Source organism: Streptomyces fuscichromogenes, assembly GCF_014645815.1.
GTDB lineage: Bacteria > Actinomycetota > Actinomycetes > Streptomycetales > Streptomycetaceae > Streptomyces > Streptomyces fuscichromogenes.
In genome coordinates, this window is record NZ_BMML01000034.1 from 62,994 (window position 1) to 79,010 (window position 16,017).

The 16,017-nt window shown below is 70.4% G+C and carries 17 protein-coding genes, 2 pseudogenes and 1 riboswitch; of the genes and pseudogenes, 8 read left to right on the plus strand and 11 right to left on the minus strand.

The window, feature by feature from the left end; translation table 11 throughout:
• Positions 1-2: 2 nt before the first annotated feature.
• A pseudogene (locus IEZ11_RS44265) lies at positions 3-716 on the minus strand (site-specific integrase); the annotation flags it as partial.
• Between IEZ11_RS44265 and IEZ11_RS44270 the strand changes: the two are divergent.
• A pseudogene (locus IEZ11_RS44270) lies at positions 713-1,696 on the plus strand (relaxase/mobilization nuclease domain-containing protein); the annotation flags it as partial. The pseudogenes IEZ11_RS44265 and IEZ11_RS44270 overlap by 4 nt on opposite strands.
• 12 nt (positions 1,697-1,708) lie before the next feature.
• Here IEZ11_RS44270 and IEZ11_RS44275 read toward each other — a convergent pair.
• Together IEZ11_RS44275 and IEZ11_RS44280 are read right to left on the minus strand one after the other, a co-directional pair.
• On the minus strand, positions 1,709-2,527 hold the full coding sequence (locus IEZ11_RS44275; RefSeq protein WP_189268752.1) for a class I SAM-dependent methyltransferase: 819 nt from the start codon (positions 2,525-2,527) through the stop codon (positions 1,709-1,711).
• Positions 2,524-3,864, minus strand: coding sequence for an NsdA family TPR-like regulatory protein (locus IEZ11_RS44280; protein ID WP_189268753.1), 1,341 nt, complete (start codon positions 3,862-3,864; stop codon positions 2,524-2,526). Before IEZ11_RS44280 ends, IEZ11_RS44275 begins: the two co-directional genes overlap by 4 nt.
• Positions 3,865-3,968: 104 nt before the next feature.
• Between IEZ11_RS44280 and IEZ11_RS44285 the strand changes: the two genes are divergently transcribed.
• The 4 genes from IEZ11_RS44285 (at position 3,969) to IEZ11_RS44300 (ending at position 6,414) form a co-directional block, all read left to right on the plus strand.
• Positions 3,969-4,430 carry an ATP-binding protein gene (locus IEZ11_RS44285; RefSeq protein ID WP_189268754.1) on the plus strand — a complete coding sequence of 154 codons (462 nt, stop codon included), beginning with the start codon at positions 3,969-3,971 and terminating at the stop codon, positions 4,428-4,430.
• A gap of 157 nt (positions 4,431-4,587) precedes the next feature.
• Entirely contained in the window at positions 4,588-4,890 is a 303-nt protein-coding gene (locus IEZ11_RS51550) for a hypothetical protein (protein ID WP_229713746.1), read from the plus strand.
• A gap of 28 nt (positions 4,891-4,918) precedes the next feature.
• On the plus strand, positions 4,919-6,034 hold the full coding sequence (locus IEZ11_RS44295) for a hypothetical protein (protein WP_189268755.1): 1,116 nt from the start codon (positions 4,919-4,921) through the stop codon (positions 6,032-6,034).
• Entirely contained in the window at positions 6,031-6,414 is a 384-nt protein-coding gene (locus IEZ11_RS44300; RefSeq protein ID WP_189268756.1) for an ASCH domain-containing protein, read from the plus strand. Before IEZ11_RS44295 ends, IEZ11_RS44300 begins: the two co-directional genes overlap by 4 nt.
• Before the next feature lie 92 nt (positions 6,415-6,506).
• Here IEZ11_RS44300 and pyrE read toward each other — a convergent pair whose 3' ends face one another.
• The 7 genes from pyrE to IEZ11_RS44335 all read right to left on the minus strand — a co-directional run bounded on the left by pyrE (position 6,507) and on the right by IEZ11_RS44335 (position 13,695).
• Positions 6,507-7,037, minus strand: a complete 531-nt coding sequence (gene pyrE / locus IEZ11_RS44305) for an orotate phosphoribosyltransferase (protein ID WP_229713747.1) — start codon at positions 7,035-7,037, stop codon at positions 6,507-6,509.
• 169 nt (positions 7,038-7,206) lie between these two features.
• Positions 7,207-7,890, minus strand: coding sequence for an IMP cyclohydrolase (locus tag IEZ11_RS44310; protein ID WP_189268757.1), 684 nt, complete (start codon positions 7,888-7,890; stop codon positions 7,207-7,209).
• 211 nt (positions 7,891-8,101) lie between these two features.
• Positions 8,102-9,256, minus strand: a complete 1,155-nt coding sequence (locus IEZ11_RS44315; protein WP_189268758.1) for a phosphoribosylaminoimidazolecarboxamide formyltransferase — start codon at positions 9,254-9,256, stop codon at positions 8,102-8,104.
• A 30-nt stretch (positions 9,257-9,286) separates the two neighbouring features.
• A riboswitch (ZMP/ZTP riboswitch) is annotated at positions 9,287-9,371 on the minus strand.
• 312 nt (positions 9,372-9,683) lie between these two features.
• Entirely contained in the window at positions 9,684-11,108 is a 1,425-nt protein-coding gene (locus IEZ11_RS44320; RefSeq protein ID WP_229713748.1) for an MATE family efflux transporter, read from the minus strand.
• 249 nt (positions 11,109-11,357) lie between these two features.
• Positions 11,358-12,269 (minus strand): polyphosphate kinase 2, encoded by a 912-nt coding sequence (ppk2, locus tag IEZ11_RS44325; protein ID WP_189268759.1) that lies wholly within the window; start codon positions 12,267-12,269, stop codon positions 11,358-11,360.
• A 26-nt stretch (positions 12,270-12,295) separates the two neighbouring features.
• Positions 12,296-12,526 carry a hypothetical protein gene (locus IEZ11_RS44330; protein ID WP_189268760.1) on the minus strand — a complete coding sequence of 77 codons (231 nt, stop codon included), beginning with the start codon at positions 12,524-12,526 and terminating at the stop codon, positions 12,296-12,298.
• A gap of 14 nt (positions 12,527-12,540) precedes the next feature.
• Positions 12,541-13,695: an inorganic phosphate transporter gene (locus IEZ11_RS44335; protein WP_189268761.1), complete on the minus strand. Its 1,155-nt coding sequence runs from the start codon at positions 13,693-13,695 to the stop codon at positions 12,541-12,543.
• 107 nt (positions 13,696-13,802) lie between these two features.
• Between IEZ11_RS44335 and IEZ11_RS44340 the strand changes: the two genes are divergently transcribed.
• From IEZ11_RS44340 to IEZ11_RS44350, 3 genes are all read left to right on the plus strand, one after another.
• A complete protein-coding gene (locus IEZ11_RS44340; protein ID WP_189268762.1) occupies positions 13,803-14,201 on the plus strand; it encodes a helix-turn-helix transcriptional regulator in 399 nt (132 codons plus the stop codon).
• A 141-nt stretch (positions 14,202-14,342) separates the two neighbouring features.
• On the plus strand, positions 14,343-14,762 hold the full coding sequence (locus IEZ11_RS44345) for a VOC family protein (RefSeq protein WP_189268763.1): 420 nt from the start codon (positions 14,343-14,345) through the stop codon (positions 14,760-14,762).
• Positions 14,763-14,790: 28 nt separating this feature from the next.
• Entirely contained in the window at positions 14,791-15,537 is a 747-nt protein-coding gene (locus IEZ11_RS44350) for a VOC family protein (protein ID WP_189268764.1), read from the plus strand.
• 67 nt (positions 15,538-15,604) lie between these two features.
• Here the strand turns inward: IEZ11_RS44350 and IEZ11_RS44355 are convergent, their stop codons facing one another.
• Positions 15,605-15,946, minus strand: a complete 342-nt coding sequence (locus IEZ11_RS44355) for a DUF952 domain-containing protein (protein ID WP_189268765.1) — start codon at positions 15,944-15,946, stop codon at positions 15,605-15,607.
• Positions 15,947-16,017: the final 71 nt, after the last annotated feature.

A 16,017-nucleotide genomic window follows, 5' to 3' on the forward strand; every position in this document is an offset into this window, starting at 1 on the left:
GGCTAGGCCGTCTGACCTGCGATTACGCGGGTCGCATCGCCTACCTGTCCGCACCCGGTCCGCAGGCCGCCGAGAACGGCGTCCATGACGGTCCGGGTGCGGTCTTCTTCGTCCGGCCAGAGGTGCGCGTAGATCCGCAGCGTGATGACGGCGGACGCGTGGCCGAGGACCAGCTGGACCTGCTTGACGATGGCTCCGCCGGCGATGAGGGCGGAGGCGTAGAAGTGGCGCAGGTCGTGGGTCACCATGTGCGGCAGTTCGACGGGCTTACGGCCCTCGCGCTCGGCCGCCTCGTTCTCCGCCGCTTGAAGCGTCCTGCGGGCGCAGTTCCACTCCGTCTTCCAGCGACGGTAGTTGAGCGGCTCGCCCTCCTCCATCGTGAACAGCCACTCCTTGGAGGGGCGTGCGGCGAGGTGCGTGAGGAGCGCATCGGTGACGACTTCGCCGACCGGGACGGTGCGCCGGGACTTGGCGGTCTTCGGCGGGCCGATCGTCCCGGACTGGAGGCGCTGGCGCTCGACGCGGATGGCGCCCGCCTTGAAGTCGACGTCCGAGACCTTGAGGCCGAGCAACTCGCCTATTCGCAAGCCTGATCCGGCGAGCGTCACGATGACCGCGCGGATGTACGGCGGCATCGCACGGTCCGTGGCCTCGACTTGGGCCACCGTGGGCGGGGTGACCTCCTCATCCGGCATGGGCGGGAGGGTGATGCGACGGCTCCGCCCAAGGCGAGCCGGTCTGGTACGGCGGCTCGAAGCTCGCCCCCGACCTGTCCTACAACCGCCTCTGCGAACGCCTTCCCACCCAGGATCTGGCCGATCGCCCTCAGCAGGTGGCGGACCCGGCCGAACCGTGGCACCGCGCCGAGACCGCCATCTGCGACGCCCAGGCAGTCCTCGACTCGGGCGACGACGCCGTGGTCCAGGGGCATCTGGATGCCTTCGGCGACGCCGTCCACAACCTGGCCCTCACCGCCAAGGGCGGGCACCGGGCCGAACTGCAAGCAACAGCAAGGGGGTTCAACCGCGCACGCCGCTCGGCGATCCGGGCTGACCACCAGGCAGTCACCGCCCTGCGGGAAGCCGCCAAGGAACTCGCCTACGCCCCGCACGATCCGGGCGGACTCGCCATCGCCCTGATCTTCGCCGCGCTTCACGTGGCGCGCACGGCCGCCAAGTGGCCTGAGCAGTGCGGCCACGAGCAGCAGGCCGCTGCGGCCGAGGAAGCCCTCCGCCACCTGCACTCCGGTTACCAGCAGGCCGCCCAGCCGATCTTGGCGGATCTCGCCCGTCGCGCACCGCGCGCCACAACCGCCGGCCGCTTCGAGCAGGATCTGCGCGCAGTCTTCCCCGACCACGCCGACCGCGTCCGCGCCGATCCCGCCTGGCCGGCCCTGACCACGACCCTTGCCCGTGCCGAGACTGCCGGCCACAACCCCCGACACCTCTTGGCTGAAGTCACCTCGCGGCGAGAACTCGACAGTGCCGAGCGCCCCGCCGAGGTCCTCAACTGGCGCATCACCGTGCAGCCGAAGAGGCGAGCCGAAGCAGCTCGCACGCGGAGCACCCGCATCACCGCACCCGTGACGCCCGCACCACAGCCCACGTCCACGTCCACGTCCACGTCCACGTCCACGTCCACGTCCACGTCCACGTCAGCGGGCGAACGGTCTACGGAGCGCGGCCGACGGCGATAGCCAAGTCGGCTCTCAACGACGGCAGACGAGGATGCCCCCCAGGCACGTGACCTCGAAGGCCCCGTGTCGGGCGATGTGATCGACGAGGATCGCGCGGGCCCGCTCGATCGTGGCCTCGAAGGGCACGTCGTGCTGGTCCGCCCACGCCCGGTAGGAGGCCATGTGCGCGATGACGGGCTCGGGGTCGTGGACCGTGATGGTGCCGGGCAGTTCGATCGTCTCCACGCGGCCGAACTCCTCCCCCAGGAAGGCCGGGGCCTTCTCCAAGGAGAAGCGGGCGCTGAGCGAGATGCGGGCCGGGCCGCGTCCGGTACCGAGGACGTCGCCCGCCGCCCGCTGCCACAGGTCGTCGAGTTCGGCCTTGTCCTGGTCGCTGTTGGTGGAGGCGATCACCAGCCCGTCACGGACGAGGACGCGGGACAGATCCCGCACGGCCTGAGGGATGTCGGGGACGTGGTAGAGCATGTGCAGCGCCAGGGCGGCGTCGACGCTCGCCGTTGCCAGCGGCAGGCGGGTGGCGTCCGCCACGGCGACAGGTCCGGGCACGCCGACGAGGATGCCTGGAGCGATGTCCAGGCCGAGCAGGGCCAGATCGGGCCGGTCATCGCGGAGCCGCTGGATGAACTTGCCATTGCCACAGCCGACATCGACCACGTGCCCGCGTACGCCGCTCAGCTGCTCGGCGACGATGCCTGGCAGGTCGTAACGGGGCGTCTGCCACTGGTAGAGCGACTGGCGGGCGGCCAGGTCCCGGTCACTCCTGTAGGCACTCCCAGCAAGGCGGTCCCGGTCGGTGACGGCGGCGTCGTGTGCGGCGGACAGTTCGGTCACGTCGGCAGCTCCGGTGGGTGGGCGGCGGGTGAGGCCGCGAGGACGGCCGTGTGCTGGAGTCGTTCGCGAAGGTGTGCAGCCTGCACGGCTCCACCGTACTGCGGCCCGCTCAGCTCCCGACCCAGAGCGGTGAGCCGGCGCACGATGCTGGCCGACATACGCTCGGGCGGGGATTCGAGAACGAATCCGAGCATCGCCTCGGTGCCGTCCAAGTCGCCCAGGAGCAGATGGCCACGGGCGAGATCGACATGCGCGGCGAACAAGTCCCCGACCGACTGGTCGTCGTCATCGGCGCTGCGGTAGAGCCGGATCGCGGTGTCCGCGCTGACGATGGCCTGCTGGACGTGATCCCGCCCGCCCACGGCCAGGTTGGTCGTCCCGGCGTAGGCGAACTGCTTGGCGGTCGGGAAGGCGAAGATCCCCGGTACGTCGTCGTGGCCGGCCATCGCCTCGCGTGAGCGGTCAGCGTCCGCCAGAGCAGCCACCGCACCCGCCCGGTCACCGACTATGGCCAACGCCCGCGCCTCCAGACTGGCCAGCCGGGCTCCGATGCTGCCGTGCGCCCGATGATGGCGGCCGGCCTGTGCCAGCCGCGCCGCCTGCTCGTACCGCCCGGTCCAGTAGGCGATCAGGGACTCGACGGCTCTCACCCAGGCCAGCATCCCTTCGTGCCCGACCGCCTCGGCACCCGCCCGAGCAGTACGGGCGTGCGTGGCAGCCGAGTCGTAGTCGCCCAGGTCCAAGCAGACGTGGGCGGACAGGCCGCACAGCCGTGAGGCCGCGACGTACAGGTCAGCGGTCTGCCGGGGATGCTGGCGCCCGCGCAGCAACTCGAACGCCCCGTCCCGCAGCCGCTTGATCTCGACGTACAGCTCCAGCAGCGGATGGCTGACATAGGCGCGGGCGAGCCGGGCGACATCGGCCTCCAACTGTTCGACGACGAACTCGTCGGCGTTGCGTTGTGCGATGAACCGGGCGAAGTCGGCCGACATCACTGCGTCGGCCGATACGGCACCCACCCCGGAGCGTGAAGGCGCGGCGGGCCTCAGTGACCGCTCCTGCAAGGCCCCTGCCGCGCTGTGCTCTTCCCCCACGAGGCTCTTGCTGACCGCGACAGCCCGGTCGAGCACCGCCACATCGACGCCGAACACCTGCGCCAGGTACATGCGGGTGTACGGAACCGGGATACGCACCTCGCGCTCGTAACGCCCGCTCTCCTTACCGGTCTTGGCAGCACGCCCCTCCAGGGCGTTGTACTCGTCGGCCACCCGCTGCTGGGTCCAACCGCGCGCGGTGCGCAGCCGAATGAGCAACGCGCCGATCCCCGTGTCACCCATCCCCTCTCCCCGGAGCATGCGAACTCTGGCACCCATAGTGGCCCCCTGCATGGCCCCCACGCTGGCTCCCGACCCAAACGAGCGACAGCGGTTGGCTGTTGGCCATGCCCAGCACACTGCCCGACGAGCCGGACACCCTCGCACCGGACCAAGCCCTCGACGGCGCCGTCGAGCACGAAACGAAGCTCTTCGACCGGCGCCGGACTACCCCAAGCGCCGCCCGCTCCTTCGTTGCCGAGACCCTTACCCAGTGGGGCCGAACGGAACGCCTCGACGACATCCGGCTGTGCACCTCCGAACTGGCCGCTAACGCCGTCCTGCACGGAGCCCCTGCGGGCGGTCAGGTCCTCGTACGCGTCGAACTGCACGCCACCGTGCTGCGCATCGAAGTGCACGACGGCGGCAACGCCAGACCGGAAAAGCGGGAGGCCCGGGAGACAGCCGCCGACGGCCGCGGCCTGCTGCTCGTATCCGCCATCGCCGATCACTGGGGCGTGGAGGAACGCCAGGGCCCCGGCAAATGCGTCTGGGCAGCCTTCCATCACGGGGTGGTGCCTGCATGCTGACGCCCGCCCGCGCCGATTCCTTCATGCCGTCCGCCGGTCTGATCGCCTCCCTGGCCACCACCACGCCACCCCAACCGACGCTGCGTTGTGCTGCCTCCTGTTGGTGCCCCAACCTCCCCGCAGCGTCCACGAGACGCCGACCGTCATCGAACAGCGCATGCGTGCAGTCGGTGAAACTCTGCGCCTCGGCCGGGCCACCGTTCCCCCGCCGGACATCGGGCCACGTCTGCGCCTACTCAGCCCGACCGAGGTGGCCCTGCGCTTCGACGGCACCCCGTATCGCAAGCGCATCCCCGCAGGCCGCGCCTGGACCCTGCTACTCGCCCAAGGAAGCCCGGTAGCCCTCGTCCTGGGCCTCGACCCGCTCTCCCGCAGTGCCACACCAGCAGAGATCGACGCCTACCTGGACCGCGCCACGCTCCGCCAACGCCTCCTCTTCGGCCACACCCGATCCGAGTGAACCCCAACCCACCCCAGGGGGACATCCCGTGACGCCCCACCCTGTCTCACCGAACACTGTCCTGGCCAACGCCCTCCACCACTCCGAGGACGTCCTGACCCCGCGCATCCTGGCCACCCCACCCGAACGGATCGTGCTGACCGTCGGCACCCAGATCAACGGCGCCCCACACATCGGCACCTCGCTCGTCCAGTCCCTCGCCTTCGCCATGGCCGCCCGCCTGCGCGACCGCTTCGGCATCCCCACCGAGGTCCTCTTCAACGCCCTCGACAACGCTCCCTACGAGCTGACCACCGACCCGGTCAGCGGCCACCGCTACCAGCGCGCCTACGCTCAAGCCCTCGGTGACCAGGCCCTGACCGACCTGGTCACCGCCCTCTACCATCCCCTGTTCACCGCGCTGTCCCGGCGCCTGGGCATCCCCCACCGGGTCGAGACCTACAGCCAGCAGCAGGCCGGCGAGCACTTCCGCCATACCTGGCTCCGCCTTCTGCCCCGCCTCGACGCCGCCCGCTGGTGGCTCGCCCCCTCCACCGGCACCCCACACTTGCGCATCCCCTGCCCGCACCCCGGTTGCGGCTGGGCCGAGAAACACTCCGAACGCACCCGCGTCCACCTCACCGACCCGGAGACCGCGCAAGTCGCTGCCGTATGCCTCCATCACGGCCCCTACCAGGCGACCATCACCCCAACCGCAGGCGCCTACCTGGACCTGGCCACCCTGTACCGCAACGCGGTCAAGGAGCTCTCCCTGTCCAACCCTCACGGCACGCTCCACGTCATGGTCAAGGGCGGCGACTGGGTCTTCGGCTCGCACCTGGTCGACGAAGCCCTCCAAGCCGTCGGTCTCACCCGCGCCCAGCTCCCCGCCCGCCTGTTCTGCCCGCAGGTCGTCACCGACACCGGCGCCAAGCTGTCCAAGTCGCTGATCCGTGAGGGCCACGCTCCCTTGCCCAAGGGTGCAGACGATTGGATGCTCGACACCCGACGGTGGCCCGGCACCGTCGCGGAGTACACCGAGCAACTGCTGGCCATGACCGATACGTTGCTGTCCGACCCCCGCCACTTCTTCCGCTCGTACTCGGCCGCCGAGATCGGCCGCCTGATGACCGCGCCAGCCACCAGGAGCGTTCCCACCCCATGACCGACACCACCGCCCGCGTCCGCGAACTCAACCTCTACCGCCAGTACTTCGACCTCATCGCCGCGGGCGCCAAGACCATCGAGGTGCGGGTGAAGTACCCGCACCTCGCCGACCTCACCGCGGGCGATGTCATCCGCTTCCGCATCAAGGGCACCGACGAGACCTGCGAGGTCAAGGTCAAGCGCGTCACCGAATACCCCAACTTCGAGTCACTTCTCGACGGCGAGGGACCCGCCAACGTAAACCCGGCCGCTCCCCGCGATCAGCAGCTGGCCAACATCCAGACCATCTACCCGCCCGAAAAGGAAGCCCTGGGCGCCCTCGCGATCCAGATCGAACTCCTCGACCACGGTCCGAGGCACGAGCCACTGCGTGACTGACCGAACCTGGGAGCGTCAGCGACTTTGGGGGATGTTGTTGGATCAGCCGTCGCCGACAACACACGCCATGGGCTGACGACCAGCTCTGTTGATCAAGCAGCAGCCCGCAGATCCCCGGCTGTCAGCAACGACACGAGACGGATACCCTCGGCCGCGAGGGCATCCGCGCCGCCCTGCTCACGGTCAATCACACACAAAGCCTCGTGAACCTGCGCGCCCAGGCCACGCAAGTCCGCGGTCGACAGCACGATCTGTCCACCACTGGTGACCACGTCCTCAACCACCAGCACTCGCCGGCCCTCCACCTCGGCGCCCTCGGCGAGACGGCAGGTGCCATACGGCTTGGCTTGCTTACGCACGAATGCGCAGGGCAAGCCCGTGTGTCGGCCTAGCGCGGTCACGACCGGGATGCCGCCCATCTCCAAGCCGGCCAGCACCTCCGTGCCGGACGGCACCAGCGGCGCCATCCGCTGGGCAATCTCGTCCAGCAGAACGGGATCGCCTTCGAACCGGTACTTATCGAAGTACTCCGCGGCGGCACGCCCGGACCGAAGCGTGAAGTGGCCTTCCAGGTGAGAGACGGCACGGATGCGGCGAGCAAGATCAGAATGTGTCACAGGCATCCAGTCTTCCAGGCATCCCGCCCCTCCACGACACAAGCTTGCGGCACGGAACCAGGCCCAAGGGGTCCACCCTCCATGCCGACACACCCCTGCGCATGATCGACGACAGTGACGCCGTCGTGCCCAGGCAGCTTGTCGGGCACCAGGCGCGTGCTGCGAGGGCCACGGCTCAAGCGGATCGCTGGATCGCGGACTTCGGTCCCTGGGCAGGATCAACGACGGCGGCAGCGATCCGGAACCGATCACCGAGCGCGCGCCAGATCTCGTCCAACAGGTCCTCGCCGCTCCTGGCGCTGACACTGGCCTCAGCGAAGGGAGCAGCGACCGAGACCTGTTCACCATCGGAGTCGTAGGTGGTCAGCAGGACCGCCTCGCCTGGCTCCAGATCCTGCACGGCGAGGGTCATCACGTTGCTGGTCAGGCGTGCGGCGCGACTGGGCCGAGCGGCTCCGAAAACGATGGTGCGTCCGCCGTCGCGGCTGATCAGCGCGGTGAGTCGGGACGTCCGGATCGGCGGGTCCGGTTCGTACTCGAAGCCGCTGAGCGCGTCGGTGGGCGAGGCTCCCGCGCGGAGTCGGTCCGCGGCCTGGGACACCTGCTCGCCGTTGCCCAGAACCAGCCAGTCCCTGGTGGCCGTGGCGGCGGCATAGTGGCGCAGTGGATCGTGATCCCCAGGGGTGAGGGGGCCGACCACGAGCTCACCGTCGTTCAGGCTCAGAGCACGGTCGCGCGATGCCGGGCTGCGGCCCGTGAGGAAGTAACCGCCCAGCACGGCTCCAAAGTGGGTGCGGGCACACAGGACGCCGCGGCCAGGGTAGGGGTTGGCGGACAACAGGTCGTGAAGGGCGAGCATGCGGCTGCGCTTTCTGGTCGATGAGGACTTCAGCCTCGGGCTGGCAAGGAATGGGAAATAGACATCGGCGACACCGGCGGCTCCAGGACGGCGAGCAGCTCTGGTGCCTTCCAGCCGACTGCGGGCCGGGGGAAGTCGCCCGCTCGGAATCCCTGTGGACTGCGCATTCCTGACGCAGCGCCCTGCGAGAGTCGTCGCGGGCCGCGGTGCCTCAGTGGTGGAACAATCTGAGGCCGGTGCGTGCGAGGACGATCTGATGCTCACGGCAGGCGTCTTCGACCTCAGCGGAACGGATCGATCCGCCCGGCTCGGCGACGTAGCCAACACCGTGCCGGTGTGCATGGTCGACGTTGTCGCGGAACGGCAAAGCCCCGTCAGAGACGAACGCGACGCCCTTCAGACGGGCCGTCCAGTCGGCACGCAAGCCGCCGGTCAGCTCTTCACTCGGCTGTGACAGCGCACGGGAGAGGCGGGTGCTCTCGTCCGGCGTGAGGTCACCCTCGATGAAGCGAATCTGCCAGTTGATCCGGTCCTGGCGTCGGACGTCCGACCGGAAGGCCAGCGCGCGAACTGCCGGATGGCGCCGCAACCACCAGGTGTCGGCCTTCGCACCGGCGAGTCGCGTGCAGTCGACGCGAGACTGCTGTCCGGCCCCGATGCCCAGCGTCACCCCGTCACGCAGGCAGCACACCGAGTTGGATTGGGTGTAGCGCAGCACCACCAGGTCAAGCAGGAGATCGTCGGCAGCCGTCGTGGGCAGCGCGCCGCATACGACGTTCTCCAACAGCGCGGCCGCAAGCGGCACCTCGTCCCGTTGCTGGGCCAAGCGCAGGCCGAAGTTGTCGCGCGTCTCACGCTCCGGCGGCACAAAAGCCGGGTCCGCTTCCATGACAAGGAAACGGCCGTTCTTCTTGCCGAGCGTCCCAACGGTGCCCGGCGCATAGCCCGGCGCGATGATTCCGTCGCAGACCACGCGGGTCAACAACTCGGCGAGTTCCGCGTCGACCGGGTGCGAGACAGCGGCGAAGTCCCCGTAGGCGCACTTCGGGTCGGCATCACGAGCGCGCAGATACGCACTGGTCAGGGCGCCGACTTCGTCCTGGTGAACACCGTAGAGCTCCGCCGTCACGTCATCGACAGGCCCGGCCACGGCAGCGCCGGCAGGTGAGACATGCTTGAAAGAAGCAGCCGCCGGTCGGTTCAGGGACCGGCTCACCTCCCGCACCAGCTGCCAACTGTTGAGCGCGTCCAGCATGTTGATGTACGACGGGCTTCCCTGCACCACCCGAACCGGCCATCGGCCCGGTCGCACCGGCGCGACATCCGCTGCCTGCTGCTGCGGGTTCATTCCGTAACGCAGATCCACGTCATGGCCTCCTCAGCGGAAAATCACTGACGGAGGCGCCCAGGCGGTCGACGCTCACGCGGAAGAACGGCCGCTCCCCGGTGGTTGTCCACCCTCGCCAGTCGCAGCCGGGCGAGACTCTACCGGCAAGAGTGCTTCGCGGGTCGGCCGGTCATGGATCGCCACCCATCAGCCATCACCTGGCGATGAGCCGATCGTGACCAGAGCAGTCCGCACACAGTCGGCAAGACACCCACTACAGTCGGCAAGACACCCACTTAAGACCGTCGCACCCCATCGCCACCAATCACCAAAAGGCCGGGTCAGCGCCCCACAGGAGATATCCCCGCAGGTCACCGACCCAGCCCGTTGCTAGGAGACCAAGAAGGCCTGACCCGCACCCGCACAGGTTGCCGAGGCCTTTTTCGACCGCGCCCGCCCCGACGAATCACCGCTCACGGTGCTCCGAAGGGGCGGGCGCGGCCTTTTCCCCGGTGGGGCGACGACGGTCCGGTCGCACCCCTTCCTGCGGGGTCGCTGCGGCCGGGGTGAGGCGGCCGGTACGACGGTGGAAGGAGATCGTCTTGGTGACGGCCTGGAGCAGGTTGGCCACCGCCAGGGCGGTCCACAGGCCGGGCAGTCCGGCCGCGTCGGCGACCGGGACGGACATCGCGGCCAGGATCCCGAACCACACCGCCGTCGACACCAGACTCGGCCCGGCACGCTTGAGCCCGACGAGCCCGAAGCCCGCGACCGCCTGAAGGGCGTCGGTGACCACCACGGCCAGGACCAGCGGCAGCAGCCGGTTCACCTGGTCCGCCACGGCCGGGGTCCCGGTGAACAGATGCAGCACCGGGCTCCGGAACACCAGCAGTACGGCCCCGAGCGCGCCGACCGCGGACAGCGCCACCCGCATCCCGGCCCACACACCGGCGCGGACCCGGCCGACGTCCCCGGTCACGGCGTACCCGGCGACCAGCGGGACCGTGGCCTGGCCGACCGCGACCGCCGCGGTGAAGACCAGGTTCACCAGGGCCTCGGAGACCCCGTGCACGGCGGCGCTGTCCGTGCCGAGCCGCGCGGCGGCGAGCGTCAGCACCCCGAGCACCGAGAACTTCACCAGCACGGTCGCGCCGAGCGGGATCCCCACCCGGGCCAGCCGCAGGATCAGCCGCGGATCCGGCCGGCCGGGGCGGATGCTCCGACCGGCCAGCACGGTACGGCGGCGCAGCGCGCGCTGGTTGAGGACGGCGCCGACCAGGGCGGCGGCCAGCACGGCCAGGCCGGCGCCGGTCAGACCGCGGCTGGGCAGCGGTCCCGGCCCGCCGACGAGCAGCACCGACAGCGTCACGGAGACCGCGGTCCCCACCAGCCCGGACCGCATCACCTGGGCCGACTGGCCGAGGGCGACCAGTACGGACGTCGCCGACGAGCCGACCGCGATCAGCAGCACCGCGCCCGCCAGCAGCCAAGGGAACGCGCCGAGCGCGTCGAGGACCTCGGGCCGGACCCCGAACGCGCCGCCCAGCAGCGGTACCGCCGCCACCGCCGCCGCGCACACCCCGCCGGACGCGAACGCCAGCCACATCCCGCCGCGCACCAGAGGCAGCAGCTCCCCGGGGTCGTCCCGGTGCGGTGCGACGAACGGCATCACCCCGCGCAGCGCACCCGCCACCGCGGCCGTGGCCGGGCTGAAGACGGCCACCGTGACGGCGAACGCGGCCAGTGCGACGGTGGCGTGGCGGCCCAGCAGCGCCGTGTCGACGAGCGAGGCCGCCGACGCGGCGAGGATGGACACGTACAGCGGCAGCGCCGCCCTCGCGATGACGGCGGAGGGGGAGGACGAGACCGGGGAGACCTCGCGACCGCTCACACCCGCGCCGCCCGCCCGGTCACGCGGTTCTCGGCCGGACCGTTCACGGACGCAATCCGGATCATGGAGTCCATCATCGGCGAGCCCGTCGGCCGTGTCGGGCCGATTTCGCGCCAACTCGGCGCGGTTTCCCCGCGCCCCTGAGGGGCGCGGGGCTGTGTCAACCTGCGGCTCCGCCACGTGGGCGCGACCGGCCACGACGGTGCCGCGGGCGCAGGGCGGTGCGGCACGGCCGTTCCAGCGGAGCGGTCAGTGATCGGCGTGGTCGTCCTCGCCGGCCTCCAGCAGGCCGGCCGCCGCGCCCACGACCCGCGGGTCCGGGCTGCCGACGACCTCCTCGTCCTTGTCCGCGTAGTCGAAGCGGGCCAGCACGCTGCGCATGGCCTCGACCCGGGCCCGCTTCTTGTCGTTGCTCTTCACCACGGTCCAGGGCGCGTACTCGGTGTCCGTCTCGCGGAACATCGCGACCTTCGCGGCCGTGTAGTCGTCCCAGCGGTCCAGCGAGGCCAGGTCCATCGGGCTGAGCTTCCACTGCCGTACCGGGTCGACCTGGCGGATGGTGAAGCGGGTCCGCTGCTCGCTCTGCGAGACCGAGAACCAGAACTTCACCAGGTCCACCCCGTCGTCCACCAGCATCCGCTCGAACAGCGGCGCCTGGCGCATGAAGCGCCGGTACTGGTCGTCCGAGCAGAAGCCCATGACCCGCTCGACGCCGGCCCGGTTGTACCAGGAGCGGTCGAACATCACGATCTCACCGGCGGTCGGCAGGTGTTCGACATAGCGCTGGAAGTACCACTGGCCGCTCTCGCGTTCCGTGGGCTTCTCCAGGGCCACCACCCGCGCGCCACGGGGGTTCAGGTGCTCCGTGAAGCGCTTGATGGTGCCGCCCTTGCCGGCCGCGTCCCGGCCCTCGAAGACGATGACGATCCGGCGTCCCGTCTCCTTGATCCAGGTCTGCAGCTTCAGCAGTTCGATCTGCTGGAGCCGCTTGTGCCACTCGTACTCCTTGCGCTCCATACGGGACGCGTACGGGTAGTTCTCCCGCCAGGTGTCGATCGGGGATCCGTCCGGGCGGATGAGCACGGGGTCGTCGGGGTCGCTGTAGTCGACCTGCAGATGGGCCAGGTCGGCCAGGTCGGACAGCAGGTCCGGCGTCGTCATCAAGTCCTCCTCAGCGGCTCGGTGTCTCAGTGGAACTGCGGCACGATCAGGTAGATGCCGTACGCCACCACCGCGGCGCAGGCGAGGAAGCACAGCCCCGCCTGGGCGGCGCCGACGGCGCTGGTGCCGCCCCGCTCCCTGGCTCCCTCGCGGCGGTCGAGCCCGAGGACGCCGAGGGAGAAGACGACCACCACTGCGAATGTAACGCCGATGCTCACCGCGGTGACCTCGCCGAGTGCGGTCCAGTCGATGCTCATGGGAACTCCCTCGCTCAGGCGGCGGTGCCGACGTGGGACGGCGGCGTGCTGCGGATGGCGACCTCGTGGCCGTCGTTGACGTTCTTGGCGTCGATCGGGTTGCGGCGCGACAGCAGGACGATGCCCGCCGCGAGCGCGGCGCCGACCAGCGCGACCACGACCGTGCCGAAGTTGCCGCCGTGCTTGACCGCGGCCGCGGAGATGCCGCCGACCAGCGCGGCGCAGGGCAGGGTGATCAGCCAGGCGGCCACCATGCGTCCGGCGATGCCCCAGCGGACCTCCGCGAGCCGCCGGCCGAGGCCCGCGCCGAGGATGGAACCGGAGGCGACCTGGGTGGTGGACAGGGCGAAGCCCATGTGGGCCGAGGTCAGGATGACGGCCGTGGAGGCGGTCTCCGCCGCGAAGCCCTGCGGGGACTGGATCTCGGTCAGGCCCTTGCCCATGGTGCGGATGATCCGCCAGCCGCCGATGTAGGTGCCGAGGGCGATGGCGAGACCGGCGCTGAAGATGACCCAGACCGGCGGGCCGGCGTCGCCCGGGAGCGCGCCGACGGAGATCAGGGTCAGGGTGATGATGCCCATCGTCTTCTGGGCGTCGTTGGTGCCGTGGGCGAGCGAGACCAGCGAGGCCGAGCCGATCTGCCCGAGCCGGAAGCCCTTGGTCACGGAGTCCGCGCGGCCGCGGGCGGTGAGCTTGTAGGCGCAGTACGTCGCGACCAGCGCGGCGACGCCCGCCACCACCGGCGAGGCGAACGCCGGGATGATGATCTTCTCCAGCACCTTGTCGAAGTTGACCGCGCCGGAGCCCGCGCCGACCCACACCGCGCCGATCAGCCCGCCGAACAGCGCGTGCGAGGAACTGGACGGCAACCCGACCAGCCAGGTCACCAGGTTCCACAGGATCGCTCCCACCAGCCCCGCGAAGATCATCGCAGGCGTCACCTTGGCGTCGTTCACAATGCCGCCGGAGATCGTCTTGGCGACCTCCGTCGACAGGAAGGCTCCGGCCAGGTTCAGAACACCGCTGATCAGAACGGCCGTCTTCGGTTTGAGCGCGCCGGTCGCGATGGACGTGGCCATCGCGTTCGCCGTGTCGTGAAACCCGTTGGTGAAGTCGAACGCAAGTGCAGTGACGATCACGACCGCCACGAGGAACGTGATGTGGTCCATTCCTCAATGCAAACAAGCCTGGGCCAATTACGCGAGAACCAGGGGCAAACGGCCCTCCAAGAACAAACTCCCGTTCGTGTCCGCGATGTGCGTGCCATGCTGGGCGAATGACCCTGGAGGACCTGCGGCGGCTGCGCCGGGCCCGTGACCGCATGGACCGCGAGTACGCCGAGCCGCTGGACATGGCCGAACTCGCCCGTACCGCCCTGATGTCCTCCGGCCACTTCCAGCGCAGCTTCCGCAAGGCCTTCGGGGAGACGCCCTACAGCTATCTCATGACCCGGCGGGTCGAGCGGGCCAAGGCGCTGCTCCGGCGGGGCGACCTCACGGTGACGGAGGTGTGCATGGCGGTCGGCTGTACGTCGCTGGGGTCCTTCAGCTCGCGGTTCACCGAACTGGTCGGGGAGACGCCGAGCGCGTACCGGGCGCGGGACCACGAGGAGAGCACGGTGATCCCGTCCTGCGTGGCCCGTACGTTCACCCGCCCGCGCCGCAGGCCGTACTGACCGCAGGCCGTACTGACCGCAGGCCGTACTGACCGCAGGGAAATGACCGGACGGAAGCGAGCGCACGGAAACGAGCGCACGGAAGCGACCGCACGGAAGCGATCGCACGCGCGGCCGGGCGATTCCTCCTAGCCTGGCCCCATGGACGTAAAACTCGCGCAGTGTTTCATCGCCGTCGACGACCACGACAAGGCGCTGGCCTTCTACCGTGACGTCCTCGGCCTGGAGGTCCACAACGACGTGGAGTTCGAGGGCATGCGGTGGGTGACCGTCGGGTCGCCGAAGCAGCCGGGCGTGGAGATCGTGCTGGAGCCGCCGGGGGCCAACCCGGACGCCTCCCCCGCCGACCGGCAGGCCATGGCCGAACTGCTCGCCAAGGGCATGCTGCGCGGGGTGATCTTCTCCACCACCGACTGCGACGCGCTGTACGCGCGGGTACGGGAGCACGGCGGCGATGTGATCCAGGAGCCGACGGACCAGCACTGGGGGGTGCGGGACTGTGCGTTCCGGGACCCGGCGGGGAACCTGCTGCGCTTCACGGAGCGCCGGGCGGCCGAGTAGCGCCGGGCAGCGCATCTACGATCACCGCATGAGCATCCGCTGGACGTACGCCTTCGCCGACCGCCCCGCCGCGCACCTCGCCACCGCCCAGGCGTTCTGGACGGCTGTCACCGGTACCTTCCTCTCCGCACCCCGCGGCGAGGACGACGAGTTCGTGACACTGCTGCCGGCCTCGGGCGTCGACGCCTGCGTCAAGCTCCAAGGCGTCTGGTCCGGCCCCGGCGGAGCCCACCTGGACCTCTGCGTCGAGGACGTGCCCGGCCTCCTGAAGCGGGCCCGGGAACTCGGCGCCGAGACGGTCGCCGAACACGACGGATGGGCTGTTCTGCGGTCGCCCGCCGGACAGTTGTGGTGTGCGGCCCCCTGGCACGGGGAGTCGGTACGGCCGCCGGTCGTGGCGGACAGCCGGCTGGACCAGGTCAGCCTCGACATCCCGCCGTCCGCCTACGAGGCGGAGACCGCGTTCTGGGCGGAGCTGACCGGCTGGGAGCTGCTGACCGGCTCGCTGCCGGAGTTCCGGGTGCTCAGGCCACCGGCCGGCCTGCCCGTCCGGATCCTGCTCCAGCGGCTGGACACCGAACAGCCCGCCGCCGCCCACCTCGACCTGGCCTGCGCGGACATCCCGGCGACCCGCGCCCGGCACGAGGAACTCGGCGCCGTGCACGTGGCCGACGGCCGCCACCAGCACTGGACCGTGATGCGCGACCCGGCGGGCGGCCTCTACTGCCTGACCGCCCGCGACCCGGAGACCGGCGGCCTCCCGAACCGGGGCTAGCGGCCGGGAGGGCCGAGGGCCAGGGGCGGAGGCCAGGGCCGGGGGCGGGGGCCGGAGAGACCGCGGGCTACGGCTGCTGGGGCCAGGGTTCCACGTCGACCACGGCCGTGACCGGTATCGGTCCGTACACGTGCGGGAACTCCTCGCCGCCCGGCTTCGGTGCCTCCCACTTCACCGGGGCGCCGACCCGTGCCGGGTCCACGACCAGGACCACCAGCTCGTCCGGGCCGTCGTAGGAGCCGTACAGGAAGTCGGCCACGCGCGGGAGCTGGTCGCGGGTGGAGAGGTGGATGAAGCCCTCCTCCTGGAGGGTGCGGCCGCGGGTGGACTGCTCGTAGCGGCCCCGGGCGCGGGCCTCGTCCCACAGGGAGCGCTCGGTGATGTGCAGGATGTTCGGGAGTGCGGTCATGCGCCCACGCTACGGTCCCCGCCCTGCGGACTCGGGCGGCGGGGGCCGGGGCGGTGCCGCCTCCTGCGGGC